This is a genomic window from Larkinella knui, assembly GCF_003858645.1.
In the GTDB taxonomy this organism is placed as follows: Bacteria; Bacteroidota; Bacteroidia; order Cytophagales; family Spirosomataceae; genus Larkinella; species Larkinella knui.
Map to the genome: position 1 here is coordinate 570,367 of NZ_RQJP01000006.1, position 16,409 is coordinate 586,775.

Annotated in this window: 11 protein-coding genes; 7 read left to right on the top strand and 4 right to left on the bottom strand. The window is 51.0% G+C overall.

Translation table 11 applies throughout. From position 1 onward, the window contains the following. Positions 1-61: 61 nt before the first annotated feature. Positions 62-2,728 (top strand): valine--tRNA ligase, encoded by a 2,667-nt coding sequence (locus EHT87_RS28450; protein ID WP_124910163.1) that lies wholly within the window; start codon positions 62-64, stop codon positions 2,726-2,728. Positions 2,729-2,809: 81 nt separating this feature from the next. Here the strand turns inward: EHT87_RS28450 and EHT87_RS28455 are convergent, their stop codons facing one another. After that, entirely contained in the window at positions 2,810-3,895 is a 1,086-nt protein-coding gene (locus tag EHT87_RS28455; RefSeq protein WP_185716373.1) for an OmpA family protein, read from the bottom strand. A 187-nt stretch (positions 3,896-4,082) separates the two neighbouring features. Between EHT87_RS28455 and EHT87_RS28460 the strand changes: the two genes are divergently transcribed. Beyond that, positions 4,083-4,604 (top strand): D-glycero-alpha-D-manno-heptose-1,7-bisphosphate 7-phosphatase, encoded by a 522-nt coding sequence (locus tag EHT87_RS28460; RefSeq protein ID WP_124910165.1) that lies wholly within the window; start codon positions 4,083-4,085, stop codon positions 4,602-4,604. A 200-nt stretch (positions 4,605-4,804) separates the two neighbouring features. Here EHT87_RS28460 and EHT87_RS28465 read toward each other — a convergent pair whose 3' ends face one another. Then, positions 4,805-6,295 carry a type III PLP-dependent enzyme domain-containing protein gene (locus EHT87_RS28465; protein WP_124910166.1) on the bottom strand — a complete coding sequence of 497 codons (1,491 nt, stop codon included), beginning with the start codon at positions 6,293-6,295 and terminating at the stop codon, positions 4,805-4,807. Between the two features lie 330 nt (positions 6,296-6,625). Here EHT87_RS28465 and EHT87_RS28470 point away from each other — a divergent pair, with 330 nt between their 5' ends. Then, on the top strand, positions 6,626-7,981 hold the full coding sequence (locus EHT87_RS28470; protein WP_124910167.1) for a UDP-N-acetylmuramate--L-alanine ligase: 1,356 nt from the start codon (positions 6,626-6,628) through the stop codon (positions 7,979-7,981). Between the two features lie 95 nt (positions 7,982-8,076). Here EHT87_RS28470 and EHT87_RS28475 read toward each other — a convergent pair whose 3' ends face one another. Both EHT87_RS28475 and EHT87_RS28480 read right to left on the bottom strand, forming a co-directional pair. Further along, positions 8,077-11,010, bottom strand: coding sequence for a PVC-type heme-binding CxxCH protein (locus tag EHT87_RS28475; protein WP_124910168.1), 2,934 nt, complete (start codon positions 11,008-11,010; stop codon positions 8,077-8,079). 111 nt (positions 11,011-11,121) lie between these two features. Then, positions 11,122-12,000 carry a sugar phosphate isomerase/epimerase family protein gene (locus EHT87_RS28480; RefSeq protein ID WP_124910169.1) on the bottom strand — a complete coding sequence of 293 codons (879 nt, stop codon included), beginning with the start codon at positions 11,998-12,000 and terminating at the stop codon, positions 11,122-11,124. Positions 12,001-12,145: 145 nt separating this feature from the next. On the opposite strand from EHT87_RS28480, the gene EHT87_RS28485 reads away from it, so the two are divergent. From EHT87_RS28485 to EHT87_RS28500, 4 genes are all read left to right on the top strand, one after another. Continuing rightward, on the top strand, positions 12,146-12,691 hold the full coding sequence (locus EHT87_RS28485; protein WP_124910170.1) for an RNA polymerase sigma factor: 546 nt from the start codon (positions 12,146-12,148) through the stop codon (positions 12,689-12,691). Continuing rightward, the gene (locus EHT87_RS28490; RefSeq protein ID WP_124910171.1) at positions 12,688-14,397 is read left to right on the top strand and encodes an anti-sigma factor; all 1,710 of its coding nucleotides are present in this window, start codon (positions 12,688-12,690) and stop codon (positions 14,395-14,397) included. The genes EHT87_RS28485 and EHT87_RS28490 overlap by 4 nt, the downstream gene beginning before the upstream one ends. Before the next feature lie 128 nt (positions 14,398-14,525). Beyond that, entirely contained in the window at positions 14,526-15,770 is a 1,245-nt protein-coding gene (locus EHT87_RS28495; RefSeq protein ID WP_124910172.1) for a serpin family protein, read from the top strand. Further along, entirely contained in the window at positions 15,767-16,210 is a 444-nt protein-coding gene (locus tag EHT87_RS28500) for an META domain-containing protein (protein ID WP_124910173.1), read from the top strand. Before EHT87_RS28495 ends, EHT87_RS28500 begins: the two co-directional genes overlap by 4 nt. Positions 16,211-16,409 lie beyond the last annotated feature (199 nt).

The following is a 16,409-nucleotide window of genomic DNA, read 5'->3' on the forward strand; positions in this document are numbered from 1 at the left end:
TTAAAAGTTATTTCGCAGAGTTAAGCAGAGTAAATCAGAGATTATCAGAGCAACACAGATTATGATTTCAAAAACATATAACCCGAAAGACATCGAGGAAAAGTGGTATCAGTACTGGCTGGATAACCGCTTTTTTCATTCCACCCCCGACGAACGCGAACCGTATACGATCGTCATTCCGCCCCCAAACGTAACCGGTGTGTTGCATATGGGCCATATGCTGAACAATACGATTCAGGATATATTGGTACGCAAGGCGCGGATGGAAGGCAAAAACGCTTGCTGGGTACCCGGTACCGACCACGCGTCGATTGCTACGGAAGCCAAAGTCGTGGCCATGCTGAAAGAACGGGGAATCGACAAACGCGAGATTGGACGGGAGAAGTTTTTGGACTATGCCTGGGAATGGACCCACAAATACGGCGGGATTATTCTCTCACAGCTCCGCAAGCTCGGTGCTTCCTGCGATTGGGACCGGACACGGTTTACGATGGAACCGGCCCTTTATGATGCCGTGATCGATACGTTCGTCGATTTATACAACAAAGGCCAGATTTACCGCGGCATCCGGATGGTGAACTGGGACCCGCAGGGCCGGACGGCGGTTTCGGACGAGGAAGTCATTACCAAAGAAGTGCAGCAGAAACTGTGCTACATCCGGTATGAAATCCAGAACGGCCGTTCGGAGGGCGAAAAAGAGTACGTGACGATTGCGACCGTTCGGCCGGAAACGATCATGGCCGATGTGGCCATTGCCGTCAACCCGGCCGATGAGCGCTATACCCATTTGCATGGGAAAAAAGTCCTGATTCCGTTGATCAACCGGGAAATTCCCATCATTGCGGATGAGTACGTGACGATGGATTTTGGTACGGGTTGCCTCAAAGTGACGCCCGCCCACGACCCGAATGACTACGCGCTGGGCCTGAAACACAACCTGCCGGTTATCGATATTCTGAACGAAGACGGCACGCTGAACGAAAAGGCGCAGCTATTTGTCGGCGTCGACCGGTTTGCCGCCCGGAAAGCGATCATCAGGCAACTGGAAGAAACCGGTCATCTGGTTGTTGCGGAAGATTATAAATCGAATGTCGGATTTTCGGAACGAACCAATGCCGTGATCGAGCCGAAGTTGTCGTTGCAGTGGTTTTTGAAAATGGGCGATCTGTCGAAACCCGCTTTGGAAAACGTGATGAACGACACCATTCAGCTGCATCCGGCCAAGTTCAAGAACATGTACCGTTCCTGGATGGAAAACGTCCACGACTGGTGCATCAGCCGCCAATTGTGGTGGGGCCACCGGATTCCGGCGTTTTATATGAAAGACGGCACCATCATCGTTGCCAAAACCAAGCGGGATGCGTTGCGGGTTGCGCGCGATAAATTTCAGTTGTTCGCCTTGAGTGAGACGGATCTGACGCAGGATGAGGACGTTCTGGACACCTGGTTTTCGTCGTGGCTCTGGCCGATGTCGGTTTTTATGCCTTCGTATGATGCCAACGATCCGAAAGCGGCTCCGGGCGATGTCGACTATTATTACCCAACCAACGATCTGGTAACGGCACCCGAAATTCTGTTTTTCTGGGTCGCCCGCATGATCATTGCCGGGTACGAATACCAGGGTCGCGAGCCGTTCAAGAACGTGTACCTAACGGGAATTGTCCGCGATAAGCAGGGCCGCAAAATGTCGAAATCACTCGGCAACTCACCCGACCCGCTGGATCTGATCGAGCAATTTGGTGCCGACGGCGTCCGGACGGGTATGTTGTTCAGTTCGCCGGCGGGGAACGATTTGCTGTATGACGAGAAGCTGGTGGAGCAGGGCCGGAATTTCTGCAACAAAATCTGGAATGCGTTTCGGCTGGTTAAAGGCTGGAAAGTGAGCGACGATACGAGCGTTGTTGAGCCGCCGTTAGCGGTTTTGTGGTTTGAATCGAAATTGAACCAGACGCTGGCCGAGCTGGAAGATCATTTCAGCAAATACCGCATGTCGGATGCCTTGCACACGGTTTATAAGTTAATCTGGGACGATTTCTGTTCGCAATACCTCGAAATGATCAAACCGGGTTATGAGCAGCAGGACCAGGTTCGGCCTATTGACAAAGTCACCTACGACGCAACGATTGACTTCTTCGAGCGTTTGATGAAACTGGCGCATCCGTTCATGCCGTTCATTACGGAGGAAATCTGGCAGGAAATCAGCGAACGAAACGAAGGCGCAAGCATTTGCGTCTCGGATTATCCCAAAGCCGGAAACGTCGACAAGTCATTGATTGCTGATTTTGAAATGCTCTTCGACATCATTTCCACCGTTCGGAATGTTCGCAACAGCAAGCAGATCAATCCCAAAACGGAATTGCCGCTGGCCATCAAAACGGACGATACAAACCGGTTTAAACCGCTGGAAAGCCTGATCCGCAAACTGGCGGTGGTCTCCGACATCAGCTACGTTTCGGAAAAAGCCGACGGGTTGTCGTTCATGATCCGAAGCGTCGAGTTTTTTGTCAACATCGCGGGCGAAATCGACGTGGAGCAGGAACGGGCGACTATTGAAAAAGAGCTGGCCTATACGAAAGGGTTTCTGGAGTCGGTCTTGAAAAAGCTTTCGAACGAGAAATTCGTCGCCAATGCCAAACCGGAAGTCATCGACCGCGAGCGGCAGAAACTGGCCGATGCCGAAACGAAAATTAAGACGCTGGAGGAAAATCTGGCTTTGATTAAAGAATAGGAACACTGATTGAACGGATTTGGCGGATTAGAACTGATCTTTTATCCGTGAAAATCCGCTAAATCCGTTCAATCAGTGTTCCTATTGCTTCAAAATCTTCACCTCGACCCGCCGATTCAGCCGTTTGGTTTCCTCCCGCGAATTGTCGGCAATCGGTTTGCTGCCACCATACGCCTGAGTTTGAATCCGCGACGACGCAATACCTTTGTTAATTAAGTAACTTTTGACCGCATCGACCCGCTTTTGCGACAGCGCCACGTTCAGTTTCGCATCGCCCACATTGTCGGTATGGCCCGCCAGTTCAATTTCCATCGTCGGATTCCGCGTCATGATGGCAACCAGCGAATCCAGTTCCGGATACGACTCGGGTTCAATTTCATACGCCGACTGCTTGAAGAGAAGATTATTCAGGCGATAGGTCCTTCCTGCTTCCACTTTTGAACCAAAGTTTTCTACTTTTTCGGCGGGTGCCGGTTTGGGCGTTTCCTTTTTCGGGGGAGCCTGGGCAACGACCGAATCCTGCGCAACGGGCGGAGCCGTTTTCGGTGCCGGTTTTTGAACGGGCGGAGTCGTTGGTTTGGGTTTGACAGGTGCTTTTTTAGCTGGCGGTGCCGCATTCCGCAGGTCGTCGCGATAAAGGGCCACCTGCAGATCATACACGTTGTAGGGCCACTGCGAGCTCACGCCACCAAACGGGTTGGTCGGGTCCCGTCGCCCTTCGTATCGTTCAACGTCTTCTTCGATCATATCGACAGAACGAACATTTTTGCCGGGACGCTCAAAATGTGCTTCGCAGGTAATGGTTCTGACATCCCGTAGCCGAACGCCACGCGGTTCATCCAGAATATTTTCTACCAGTTCTCCATCCGCTTTAATATTTTTTATATACAACAAGGCAAACTCCTGGTTGCTTTTGGTATCATACAACCGCCAGCAATTCGGATGCCCTGGTCCATAAATAGTAGCTCTCTGCGCATAATCGCGGTCTTCGGCCACAAAAAACACAACCATTTTGTGGTTCGTATACTCAACCTTAGAAACATGCCCACCGCCTTTGACGTTACGCTGGGGCGGGTCATAAACGCGCTGGACCATTTTCTGCGCCAGAGCTGACCCCTGCCAGCCCAGACCGGCAAGCCAAAAAATTAAAAACCAACGTTTCATCATGTCGTTCATCACCTGTCTCCCGTTGTAACCTATAAAACCGGTTCTTTTAACACACTTTTTTTTAGTTTTTGTTAACAAAAACTAAAAAAATACCTTTTTATTTCTAGTTATTTCAATTAAAATACTATTTATACAGAATAATTGGAGGATTTGGGATAATTTCCGCCAAATAATACGTTTCCACACAATGAGCAAGTGCATTTTTCTAGATCGAGACGGCGTTTTGAATGAAGATCGGACGGACTATGTCTACCGGATTGAAGACTTTATAATTCCGCAGGGCGTAGTCGAAGGCTTAAAACTCTTGAAAGACGCCGGTTACCTGTTGATTGTTGTTACCAATCAGGCCGGCATTGCCCGCGGCTTGTATTCGCGGAACGATGTGATGCAATGTCATCAATACCTCCAGGACCAGTGCGGACACCTGATCGACGACATTTATTATTGCCCTCACCATCCCGATTTCGATTCACAGTCGCTGCTGCGGAAACCCGACTCGCTGATGCTGGAAAAAGCCATTGCCAAATACAATATCGACGTCAGTCAATCGTGGATGATTGGCGACGCACTACGGGACATTCAGGCCGGGAAGCGCGTGGGCGTTCATACCTTGCACATTACGCCCGAACTACCAGACCGACCGGTTGGCGATCAACAAGCTCCCAATTTGCTGGAAGCGTCAAAAATGGTGGTAAACGCAACCTTCTAATTACGCCCGCTGTACGGTGGAAACCGGTTGTTTCGGTTGCAACTGGCTGTCATAAGCCGGGCACGCTCTGCGTGCGCATGAACCGAGTGATACCAGGGCAATCATACCCAGAATGATGCTGATCTTTTTCATTGTTCGTTATATTATTCTGTCCACAGCAGCCGCGCGGCTGCTGTGGACAGGGCAAAAACTGTGCTATATTAACTTTCCTGTTTTTCTAATTCTTCAACCGGCTGTTCTTCGGCTTCTTCAGCAGCTTTAGCCGCTTCGATTTCACGCGTCACGGGCGTAGCGGTCTGCTTATAGCCCAGAATCGTGAGCATTACGTCACTTTCCTGCTCCGGCGCAAAAAGCCGGGTGGTCAGATTGCCTTCCCCATCGCGGTCGACGATCACGTGTTGCGGAGCCGGAATCAGGCAATGCTGAATACCGCCGTAGCCGCCCAGCGATTCCTGGTACGCACCCGTATGGAAAAAGCCGATGTACTGGTCTTCCGTATCCCGTTCAAAAATGGGCAGGTACAAATCGGCACTGTGGGCCTCGGTATTGTAAAAATCGTGCGAGTCGCAGGTCAGGCCGCCCAGATTGACCTTCTGGTACGGATTGTCCCAGTTATTGACCGACAGCATGATGTATTTCTGACCCAAACCCCACGAATCCGGCAGTTGCGTAATGAACGAACCGTCGATCATATACCACAGCTCCTTGTCGTTCTGCAATTTCTGATCGATTACTTTGTATATAACGGCGCCACTCTCTCCTACCGTATAACTGCCGAACTCCGTGAAGATGTGCGGCACCGGAACATTGCTCTTGTTACAGATCCACTGGATGCTTTCCACGATCTGATCGACCATCGCCTGGTAGTCATACGTAAACTGAAACGACGTCTGAATCGGCATGCCACCACCAATGTCGATGGAATCCAGATCCGGACAGATTTTGCTCAGTTCGCAGTATTTGTACATAAACCGGCTGAGTTCACTCCAGTAATAGGCGCTGTCTTTGATCCCGGTATTGATAAAAAAGTGCAGCATCTTCAGCTTGAACTTTCCGCTGTTCTGAATTTTCGAGCGGTAGAGTTCATTGATGTCACTGTAGCGAATGCCAAGCCGGGAGGTATAAAAGGCGAAGTTCGGTTCTTCATCGGTGGCAATCCGGATGCCCAGATTAACCGTTTCAGCCGTAACCGCATCTTCGTAGGCTTCAATTTCCTTGAGGTTGTCGAGAACCGGAACGACGTTGAAACCGTCGTTGAGCAGTTCACTGATGTATTGGGTATACAACGGCCGTTTGTAGCCATTGCAGATAATAAACGTATTCTTGTCGACCTTCCCGTCTTTATACAATTCCCGTATGATCGGAATATCAAAAGCCGATGAAGTTTCTAAGTGGATCTTATTCTTTAAGGCTTCTTCCAGCACAAACCGAAAATGCGATGACTTCGTGCAGTAGCAGTAGGTATACGTCCCCTTGTAATTATACCGCTTAATGGCATTCTTGAACAGCATGCGGGCGTGTTCAATGTGCTCGGTAATTTTGGGTAAATAGGTCAGTTTAAGTGGTGTTCCATACTGCTTGATAATATCCATCAAAGGAACGTTGTTGAACAGCAAATGATTGTTCTCAACTTTGAACTCCAGGGTCGGAAACTCAAAGGTCTGTTCGATCAGGTCGTTGTAGCTTTTCATCCTTTCGGCAGAAGCATAAAAGAGTTTTGTTGGTTTTGAAAAAAGTCTGCGAAAATGACATAAAAAGAGCAGCTTTGCAACGGGGCGGGAATCTGTTTACAGAAACAAAATGTAACGCAGACCGGCCGCCTGATTGTCAAGCTGCTGAGTGGATGTCTACTCGCAGTAATGGAAACGAAAAAACATACTTTTTGATTCGGGAAACCGGGTTAAATTTTACGTCGCCGTCGTAACGCTTCCGTCAGTACCGTGCGGTTTTGTCCGCGTGTTTGGCAACTTTTCGTTTCAATTCAAAAGAACTTGTATTTTTAGCGCCACAAATTTGACCGAATGAAGCCATTGACTATTCATTTTATTTCCATCGGCGGCAGCGTCATGCATAATCTGGCCATTGCGCTGCATCAACAGGGACACCACATCACCGGCTCCGACGACGAAATTCACGAACCTTCCCGATCACGGCTTGAAAAATACGGTTTGCTACCCGCCCAAACCGGCTGGAATCCCGATGCTATTCATAGCGGGCTGGATGCGGTTATTCTGGGCATGCACGCCCGGGCCGACAATCCGGAACTGAAAAAAGCGCAGGAATTGAAGGTGCCGGTTTACTCCTATCCGGAATTCGTTTATCAGCAAAGCCAGCAAAAACAGCGCATCGTCATCGCGGGCAGTCACGGCAAGACTACGATCACGGCCATGATACTGCACGTCCTGCAGTATCATGGCCGCAACTTTGATTACCTCGTTGGTGCCCAGATCGAAGGATTCGAAACGATGGTGAAGTTAACCAACGATGCGCCCATCATCGTCATTGAAGGGGACGAATATGGAACCTCGCCGATTGACCCCCGCCCGAAGTTTTTGCATTACCATCCCCACATCGTCCTCATCAGCGGTATTGCCTGGGATCACGTCAATCTGTATCCGACCTATGAGGAATATGTTCACCAGTTTGAACTGCTGGCCGATGCCATGTCAAAATCCGGAACCATCGTTTTCGATGATACGGACGATATGCTGGATGTCATTGCCCTGAAAGAACGCGAGGATGTGACCCGCCAGCCCTACGATGTGCATCCGTACCGGATCGAAAACGGCAAAACCGTGTTGGTGACGAAGCAACACGGCAACGTACCGGTTTTGGTTTTTGGTGAACACAATATGAAAAACATCAGCGGAGCGCTGGCGGTTTGCGATCACCTGGCCATTACCGAGGAAAGATTTTATGAAGCCATCCAGAGTTTTAAAGGCGCCAGCAAGCGCCTGGAAAAAATAGCGGACACTGGTTCGACGGTTATTTTCCGGGATTTCGCCCACGCCCCCTCCAAAGTGGAAGCCACCACGGCTGCCGTAAAAGCGCAGTTCCCCGACCGGCGGTTGGTGGCCTGTGTCGAACTGCACACCTTCAGCAGTTTGAACAAGGCGTTTTTGAATCAATACCGGGATAAGCTGGATCAGGCCGACGTGGCCGTTATCTTCTACAGCCCGCACACGCTGGAACTTAAGCACCTCGACCCGATTGCCCCGGCAGCTATTTCGGCGGCTTTCGATCGGCCCGATTTGCAGGTGTTTACGGACTCGTCGGAATTGGAGCGTTATTTAAAAAGTCTGGCGAATGGTCAACCCACGGTTTACCTGCTCATGAGCTCGGGAACGTTCGGCGGACTGAATTTGGAGACATTGTAGTACGTACCCACGGACTTTAGTCCGTGTGATCCTGATATAAACTAGAACTTCTCTATTTCGCCAGAATCACACGGACTAAAGTCCGTGGGTACGTGCTACTTTCCTTTCAGCAAATACGCCACTAAATCCGCAAGTTGCTGTTCCGATAGGCCCAACGAAGCCGGGTCGGGCATCAGGCTCGTACTATACTGTTTGCGGGATGCGACCTGAGCCGTCGGGATCGTATGTTTCTGCCCGGCGGCATCTTTCACCACGATGGCTTCCTGCCCGTCGCTGATCAAAAATCCATAGTAGGTCTGTCCTTTTTTGGTGGTAACCAGCCACGGTTCATACCCGAAGGCCAACCCGGCACTCGGATTCAGGATGGCATCCAGTAACCCGTTGCGGTCAAACTTCTGGTGAATCTGCGTCAGTTCCGGACCAATGTCTTTGCCCTCCTTTCCGTGCCGGTGACAGGTGGTGCAGTTCGCTTTAAAGACCGCCAGCCCGGCGGTTTCATTGCCGGACAAAGCCGTGATCTTTTTCATTGAAAACGTGGCCGACCCGCCGGGCCGCGTAAAATAGTCACCCGCCATCGTTCGCACACTTTGATCGGGGTTGGTGAAAATAATTTCACTAATGGCTGGTTTCAGACTTTCAGGCAATTTTTTCTCGGCTGCCAACCCCACCAGCAGTTTCCCGCCTTCCGGACTAACCGCCATCTCCTTCGCCAGTTTTAGTTTGTCTTCGGCGCTAGTGTATTCTTCCATGAGTTTTTGCCGCATGGCCAATGCCTTTTGCTCCGGCTCCGATAGTTTCGGCGGCATCACTTCATCCCAGTTCAGCAAGGTGGCCCAATCGTTCGACCGGCGGAAGTTGGCCCAATAGTCGGCCTGATCGGCGATGGTTTTGTCATTCTGTTTGGCTAACTCCACCATAGCTTTGGCCGCTGCGGGATCTTTCATGAATCCGAGGGCCACAATAGCCTGTTTGCGGGCATCAGCGGTCAGCGTTGGATCCAGAGCCCGCTGCTTCATCAACTCCGCCGTACTGGCCGGATGGAGCCGCCAAATCAGGTTGGCGGTTTTCTGATCCCACTGAACGGGGTTGGCCGGAATCGAGGGTTTCAAGGCGGCATATAACGCTTCTTCTTTTTTGTCGGCTGCGATGCCGACGGCTTCGAGGTAAAACCGGTCGTTTCCATCATAGCCATTCGCCAGTTTCACCAGCAGATCCTTACACTGCTCGAACGGCACATCGCGCAAGGCAATGGCAACTTCGCGACGAACGGCCGGCGATGGATCATCGATCACTTTCCGGGCCAGAGCAACCACATCGGGCCGGGTTTGTTTTAACGCCCGAAAAGCCGTAATCCGCAAATCAACCTGATCCGATTTCAGCAACTCCTCCACTTTTTGCTGGCCTTTGGGACCCAGTTGAGCCAGCAGCCAAACCGCCCGCGCCCGGTGATACGGATTCGCATCGGTCAGCAATTTGGAGACGGGTTTTACGACTTTATCGCCCTGCGCTTTCAATTTCTCAAAACCCAGCAGACGAATGTTGATCGCCGGGTTGGTCAGGGCCAGCAGCTGACCTTTCGTCTTGTCGGTATTGATCACCGGCACGGTCAGTTTTCTACCTTTGGGCGTAATGCGGTAAATGCGTCCGTAGCCTTTCTTATCTTTCATCTGGTGCCCACCCACCACCGGGTCGAACCAGTCGGCAATGTACAAGGCGCCATCCGTCCCAACGGCCACGTCGCTCGGGCGAAACCATTTACGGATGTCGTCGGTGATATCATTCCATTTGTAGTTTTCGTCAACTTTCGGGAACGTACTGATGAGATCGGTTCGGGGCATCCGGTAACCCGCGCCCTGCGGTTCGGGTTTGTAGCTAAAAATAACGTTCCGGCCTGCTTCGGCGCTGAGCAGCATTCCCCGGTAGTTGGCACCGAGTTGATCTCCTTCATAAAAAACCATACCCGTTGGCGAACCGGCTCCGCTGATGTCACCCACCGGAATGACGCCCGGATCTTCCTGGTGCCAGTGGGCCGTCGGGATGTCCTGACCGGGCCGTTGGTCGCCCTGCCAATACCGGGTTCCGTCCTGGCTAAAGTACCCCATGTTGCCGCCTTCCATCAGCCAGCTGGTTCGGCAGGCCACGACCTGATCGTCGTTATCATTCTGCCACATATTGCCGTAGGAGTCGATGGCGGTTTCGTAGTTGTTCCGGAAATTATGACCCATCACTTTCAGACCGGTTCCGTCCGGGTTGACCCGCAAGGTTAAACCGCCCACCCAGACACGTCCATCGTCGCTGACCATGTTGCCTTTGTTCATCTTGTTGTAGGGTGTTCCGCCGGTATAGATGCTGCCAGCCCGGAGGGTCCAGCCGGCCTTGTCCGTGACGATGTGCGGCCCGGCATTTCCGGTATTGAAATACCAGCGACCATCCGGCCCGGCCACCAGCGCATGCAGGGAATGGTCGTGGTCGAGGCCGCCGAAACCGGTCAGAAAAACTTCCTTTTTATCGGGCTTATCATCCCCGTTTTCGTCGGTATAAATGATCAGATTGGGAGCGGCCGAGACGATGGTTTTGTTGCCGATCACCGCAATACCCAAGGGCGAAACCATATCTTTGTCCTGAACATATACCTTCGATTGGTCAGCCTTGCCGTCGCCGTTGGTATCCTCCAGAATCATAACCCGCTCCCCTTCGGGGTGATCGAGCCGGGTGTCGGGCTTGTTGTTGAAGTTGCGATAGTTGACGGCTTCCGTCACCCAGATCCGACCACGGGCGTCGACATCGATGTTCGTCGGATTAAAGAACATGGGAGCTTCGGCCCACACCGTAGCCTCCAGATCGTCGGGCAGATACAGGACGTTGGAGTCAGCGGAGATCATCATTCCCCGCCGGGCGGGTTCGGTGGCATCCGGAAAGGGGTTGATTGATTGGGTCGGTTGAGGCAGTTGAGTAAGTCCCCAGAATAGGCTTCCTAACAGGGCTGGCACACTTATCAGCCAGGGGTTAACAGGAATAGCTACTTTCATTTTAAAGTGTTCCACGTGGAATAATTACCTGAAAAACAACATTTAACGACAATATAACTTATTATAATAAGTGCCAATTAGAGAAATCCGTGGAACAGTAACAACTTTGTGCTACGACAGAATTCCTCTTACAAACTTATTATTATAAGTGTAACTTTCCAACATGTTTTTTCCCTCTGGCACAGCGCCTTCGATGTGAACCCAACCACGGTATTGAATGTCGTCCATGGCCTTCCGAACTTCCGGATAATTCACTTTTCCCTGTCCCAACAGGAAGCTGTTCTCTTTAAAATGGAATTCACAGATCTGTTTTTGTTTCCCAAGCCACCGGATTTCCTTTAAAATGTCATATCCCATAACCGTGGAATTACAAACATCGTAATAAACTTTCACGGCGGGCGACGCGACGGCATCGATGATAGCCAGGTGTTCTTCGGCACTTAACCACGATTCGATGGCAAGAACTATGCCTGCTTTTTCGGCTTTGGGCGCTACGGCTTTTAACCGCTCAATCACTACTTGGGTACCTTTGGGATCGTTTTTCAAATCACCCTTGTTGAAGAAAGCCAGCAGAACATTTTTGGCACCAAGCGCTTTGGCGACATCGACACTGTCTTGCACCCACTGCTCGGCTCGCGGGTCGGATTTATAGGGAATGCTGTTGAGCTCGCCCAAGGCCAAACCGCCGACCTTTACGCCGGTTCGTTTGGCGGCTTCGCGCCAGGATTTTTGCAGGTCTTTCTGACGCAGGTGCATGTCGTTTTTTTCGGAACCCATGTTCACCTGAATGCCGTCGAGGCCGATGGTTTTGGCGACGTCGAAAGCTTCGATTTTGCTGGATTGACCGATCGACCAATCGCAGGCTCCAATTTGGAACCGTTGGTCGTTTGGATTCTGTAAAGTAATTTTAGAATTCAATACGGCTCGGGAAGCACTGCTGCTTAGCCCGATGAAGCCTAAAGTTTGCCAGAGGGCAGTGCGTCGGTTCATAGTGGTCAGAAGTCCGGGAATAGATTTTGTTCAAAAGTACAGGCTAAAAGTAATATTCACTCGCTGCCAATGGGTTAGCCCGAAATTTATTTTAGATCCTTTCCAACCGTCGGACTGGCGATAGGGTCAATAGTGTTGAATTAGTATGTTGGATGAACGAGCGTTAGTTGACGGCTGTCGACATAAGGACCGAACTGCTCAGCGAAAACTTTATGAGTTATTCGCCCGGAAGCTCTTTGTGGTCAGCCAGCGGTATACCAAAAACCGTGACGATGCCGAAGATGTACTCCAGGATTCCTTCGTGAAAGCCTTCCAGCATATTGATACCTTTCGGTTTGAGTGCCCGTTGGAAGCATGGCTCAAGCGCATTGTGATCAACACCGCACTAAAGCACATTCGCAAACAAAAGCCGTGGCAAAACCAGGCCGAGTTGGAGGATGTAGCTCCTAACGCACTACCGCAGACGGAAGACAGCCTATCGGGTCTGCACTACCAGCAACTACTGAAGATGGTGCAGGAACTCCCCCCGGGGTGCCAGGCCGTATTTAACCTGTACGCCATTGAAGGGTATACGCACCCGGAAATTGCGGAATTACTCGATATTTCAGAAGGTACATCCAAATCGCAGTTTTCGCGTGCCCGCATGCTGCTGCAACAAAAGATTCAGAACGAGCGTCCAATTCCGAAATGAGTCTCTCAAACGAAGAAAAAATAAACGAAGAATGGCGAAGTATCTTCGAAGATGCTGCCGAAAGTCCATCGGATGGGCTTTGGGACAGAATCGAACGTCGACTGGACGAGGAAGAGACGGAGCCAATAATACCGCTCTGGCCCCGGGCAAAACCCTGGGTATACAGTGTGGCTGCGGCTATTATTACCCTTTTAATTGGTTGGTGGGCAACTCAATACATCGAGCGTACGGACACCAATCGGCCGGTAGCGGGAAAAGCCGTTCGGTCGTCCAGGGTGACGTCCGACAAGCTGGCGAAACAGGAAAGCGCATCGTCATCATCCAGTGGCCCGGCCAATTCGCTACCAACACCGCTGAACAGGAATCAAAAGTCGGAAACCGTCGGCAAAACCGACGAAGCTTTGGCGGCCAGCCACCGGGCAGCAGCCGGAAAAGATCCATCCGACGCGCCAGCTGCGCCGGAACTGGAACGGTCGGAAACCGCCAGTACCATCGATCAACTTATTAAAGACAAGTCGGTTTTAACGGGAAAACGTAAAACCACTTCATCGGAACGATTCGCCACCCGGAAAGCATCGGGAGGGGCGGTGGCCGACCGTCAGCCCGACGCTATTCGAATAGCTCAAAACCGCCGGATCAATCGTTCGCCGAAATCCGATCAGGCTGGAAACAGCAATTCGACGGGCCTACCGATCACGCCCATCCAACCCGCCGAACGCGTTGCCAAAACCGCCACCCCCGTGACCGGCACTCTGGTCGACGAAGCGGAGAGTCAGGTTGCCGACACGCGACTGGCGTACGAAGCTTCTTACATAAAAACGAAATTGACGGCTTCGAAGAACCCGGCTCCGATCAGCCGGATCATCTGGTATCGGGCTCCGGAAGCCGCCATTGAACCGCAGGAAAAAGGACGTTCCAAGAAAGAATACTGGGCGGCTTTAACGGCCACGCCGATGTCGTTCAATCCGATGACAACCCTCCATTCCAGCCTCAAACAGGCCTACATTTCGAACAACGCCGTGCAGCAGGGCAGTCGGCAGGAAGTCTCTCCGCTTCAGAACCAGGCGCAGATTTCGATGGCCTGGCAGGCTAGTTCCGGCGTTCAGATGAGCCGCCACTGGTCGGTAGAAGCCGGGATTCAGTACCTCAATGGCCGATCGCAGGCCCGGGGCAATGCCTCGGTGACCAATGTTTTCACGAACCAAACCGAAAATTTGCTCGTAAACGCCATTCGGAGCAGTAACCCTTCACTGCCTCAACAGGCCGCGGATCCTTTACAGTCTTTTGTTCCGGCGTATGTCGACAAATCAAATCTGTTAAATTCGTCGTATCTGGCGGTGGTGCCCTCCGATCAGTTGGTTTCCAACGACTTTCAGTATTTGCAGGTTCCGGTTCAGATTGGGTACCATATTTTGCCCGATCATAAAATCAGTTATTCCGTGCTGGGCGGTTTAATGGCCAATGTGTTTCTTAAGAATACGATCAATGACGCGCTTGAGGTAAATCCGGGCGATCAGGTATACCGTCCGCTGTCGATGGCTGGTACCGCCGGTTTACGGATCAATTATCATCCGACTCACCACTGGTCCGGCTCGCTGACGGGCTCCTACCAGCAGTCGTTGCAAAATGGTACACAATCGAATGCGCAACTTCAGGTTCATCCGCAGGCCGTCGGCGTTGGTTTTGGGTTGAATTATCACTTTTAAGTAGTAATTACCAGACTATCCCGGTATTTCTTCGCTTTTTTTTCATCCCTTTCCAACCAATTCGTTCCCAGTCGGGTCTATAGTAATGTGAGCGCTCACGATGAATGGTATAACCAAACCTGATTGTGATGAAACGAGTGACTTTTGTTTCCAGCCTGTTGATGGCAACGGTTTCTCTGTTGACGATAACCGGTTGCCAAACTGATAGTACACCAAATCCGGGGACTGGCGGTTTAAAATCGACTCCGGAAGCGCGCCTATTTGCTCAAAAAACCAATGATTTTTCTTTCGACTTCCTGAAGCGAGTTAACGAGCAGCAAAAGAAGGATGAAAATATTTTTATTTCTCCCCTGAGTCTGCATGTGGCCCTGGGTATGTTGCTGAACGGGGCGGGTGGTCAGACGGCGGATGAAATGAAAAAGGCGATGCATCTGGACGGTGTTTCGCTGGCCGATGCCAACCAAACCTATGAGTTTTTAATGCAGGGGTTACCCACCGCTGATCCGAAAGTAACAACAAAGCTTGCTAATTCCCTGTGGTATCGCAACGGATTTTCCGTTGAACCATCGTACCTCGATGTGACCAAAAAAACGTTCAATGCTCAAGTTTCGGGCGAAGATTTTAGTAAGCCAACGCCGGTTATCAACAAAATCAACCAGTGGGCCAGCGATAATACCAATGCGAAGATTAAGAAGGTGATTGAAGAAATTAAGCCCGAACAAGTCCTGTTTCTGCTCAATGCCTTGTATTTCAAAGGTGACTGGAAGTATCAATTTGAAACGAAAAACACCACGGATTTGCCGTTTACGCTGGTTTCGGGTTCGCAGAAGCCGGTGAAGATGATGACCATGACGGCGAATCTTCGCCACGCTTTTCGCCCTGCCTACGGAGCCTTTGAACTGCCGTATGGCGATGGCACGTATTCGATGACGGTTTTAGTACCAACCGCCAATTCTTCGGCTGATGCCGTGATCAATACATTGAATGCGAGCGAATGGGCCGATTTGCAGCAAGCCATGCAGGAAAGCAAAGTGGCGGTAGGTTTACCGAAGTTCACGATGGAATACGAAGCCAATCTCAATGATGTGCTGGGCAAAATGGGGATGCCGACGGCTTTTTCAGACGCAGCAGATTTCGCCGGAATTAGCCGGAATGGAGGGCTCAAAGTGAGTTTTGTCAAGCAAAATACGTTCGTGGCTGTCGATGAGAAAGGCACTGAAGCCGCGGCCGTAACCAGCATTGGTGTTGAGCTTACGTCAGCAGGACCTTCGCTCTTCTGTGACCGTCCGTTCGTAGTTCTGATTACGGAGAAAGGAACGGGTTCCGTGTTGTTCATGGGTAAAATTGTGAATCCAGAAACGACGCTGCCATGAAAACCGTACTCGCTTTCATTGGAGCGGTTTTACTGATCGCAGCGTCCTGTAACGATAAACGCAAAGCAACGATTCAACCGCTGGTTATTACCGGACCCTATAAACTCGTCGAACCAACTTCTCAATTCGAGGTGACGCTGGTGCTGACGCCCGATTCGGTGAGTAGTGAAGTAACCAACCGGGTGGCTTACAAGATTGCCGGACGTTCGTCAGTCAATCAGTATTTCGGTACGCTGACGGGCTCATCGGCGTCCAACGAAGTCCAGATGAGTGCCATCGGTGCCACCAAAATGGCTGGTCCGCCGGATGCCATGCAATTTGAGACGGCTTATTTCAAAAAATTGCAGGCGGTAAAACGCTATGAAGTAGTTGAAAACCGGTTGCGATTGATGGCCGAAGGAACTGATGCCGGCGTGTTGGTTTTCGAAAAAGAGAAATAATACAACCTGAAAAATACGGAGTGAGGCCGGTAAGAATCCACACCAGCCGGTCTCCTCCAGTTAAAATTTTGACCTCTGATTCATTGTGCAAACCGGATTGCCCGGCGGCTCTGCCTGCCGGGCAATTTTTTTGTTAATCAGTTCCAACTGTTTCAGAGTCAGCAGGGTCTGTCGGTATATACCCTAAACAACCTGTTGC

What these genes read in the sequence shown, in the direction of transcription:
- EHT87_RS28470 (WP_124910167.1), top strand. Translation starts at nt 6,626, where the DNA reads ATGAAGCCATTGACTATTCATTTTATTTCCATCGGCGGCAGCGTCATG.
- EHT87_RS28495 (WP_124910172.1), top strand. Translation starts at nt 14,526, where the DNA reads ATGAAACGAGTGACTTTTGTTTCCAGCCTGTTGATGGCAACGGTTTCT.
- EHT87_RS28490 (WP_124910171.1), top strand. Translation starts at nt 12,688, where the DNA reads ATGAGTCTCTCAAACGAAGAAAAAATAAACGAAGAATGGCGAAGTATC.
- EHT87_RS28465 (WP_124910166.1), bottom strand. Translation starts at nt 6,295, where the DNA reads ATGAAAAGCTACAACGACCTGATCGAACAGACCTTTGAGTTTCCGACC.
- EHT87_RS28485 (WP_124910170.1), top strand. Translation starts at nt 12,146, where the DNA reads ATGTTGGATGAACGAGCGTTAGTTGACGGCTGTCGACATAAGGACCGA.
- EHT87_RS28500 (WP_124910173.1), top strand. Translation starts at nt 15,767, where the DNA reads ATGAAAACCGTACTCGCTTTCATTGGAGCGGTTTTACTGATCGCAGCG.
- EHT87_RS28475 (WP_124910168.1), bottom strand. Translation starts at nt 11,010, where the DNA reads ATGAAAGTAGCTATTCCTGTTAACCCCTGGCTGATAAGTGTGCCAGCC.
- EHT87_RS28460 (WP_124910165.1), top strand. Translation starts at nt 4,083, where the DNA reads ATGAGCAAGTGCATTTTTCTAGATCGAGACGGCGTTTTGAATGAAGAT.
- EHT87_RS28455 (WP_185716373.1), bottom strand. Translation starts at nt 3,895, where the DNA reads ATGATGAAACGTTGGTTTTTAATTTTTTGGCTTGCCGGTCTGGGCTGG.
- EHT87_RS28450 (WP_124910163.1), top strand. Translation starts at nt 62, where the DNA reads ATGATTTCAAAAACATATAACCCGAAAGACATCGAGGAAAAGTGGTAT.
- EHT87_RS28480 (WP_124910169.1), bottom strand. Translation starts at nt 12,000, where the DNA reads ATGAACCGACGCACTGCCCTCTGGCAAACTTTAGGCTTCATCGGGCTA.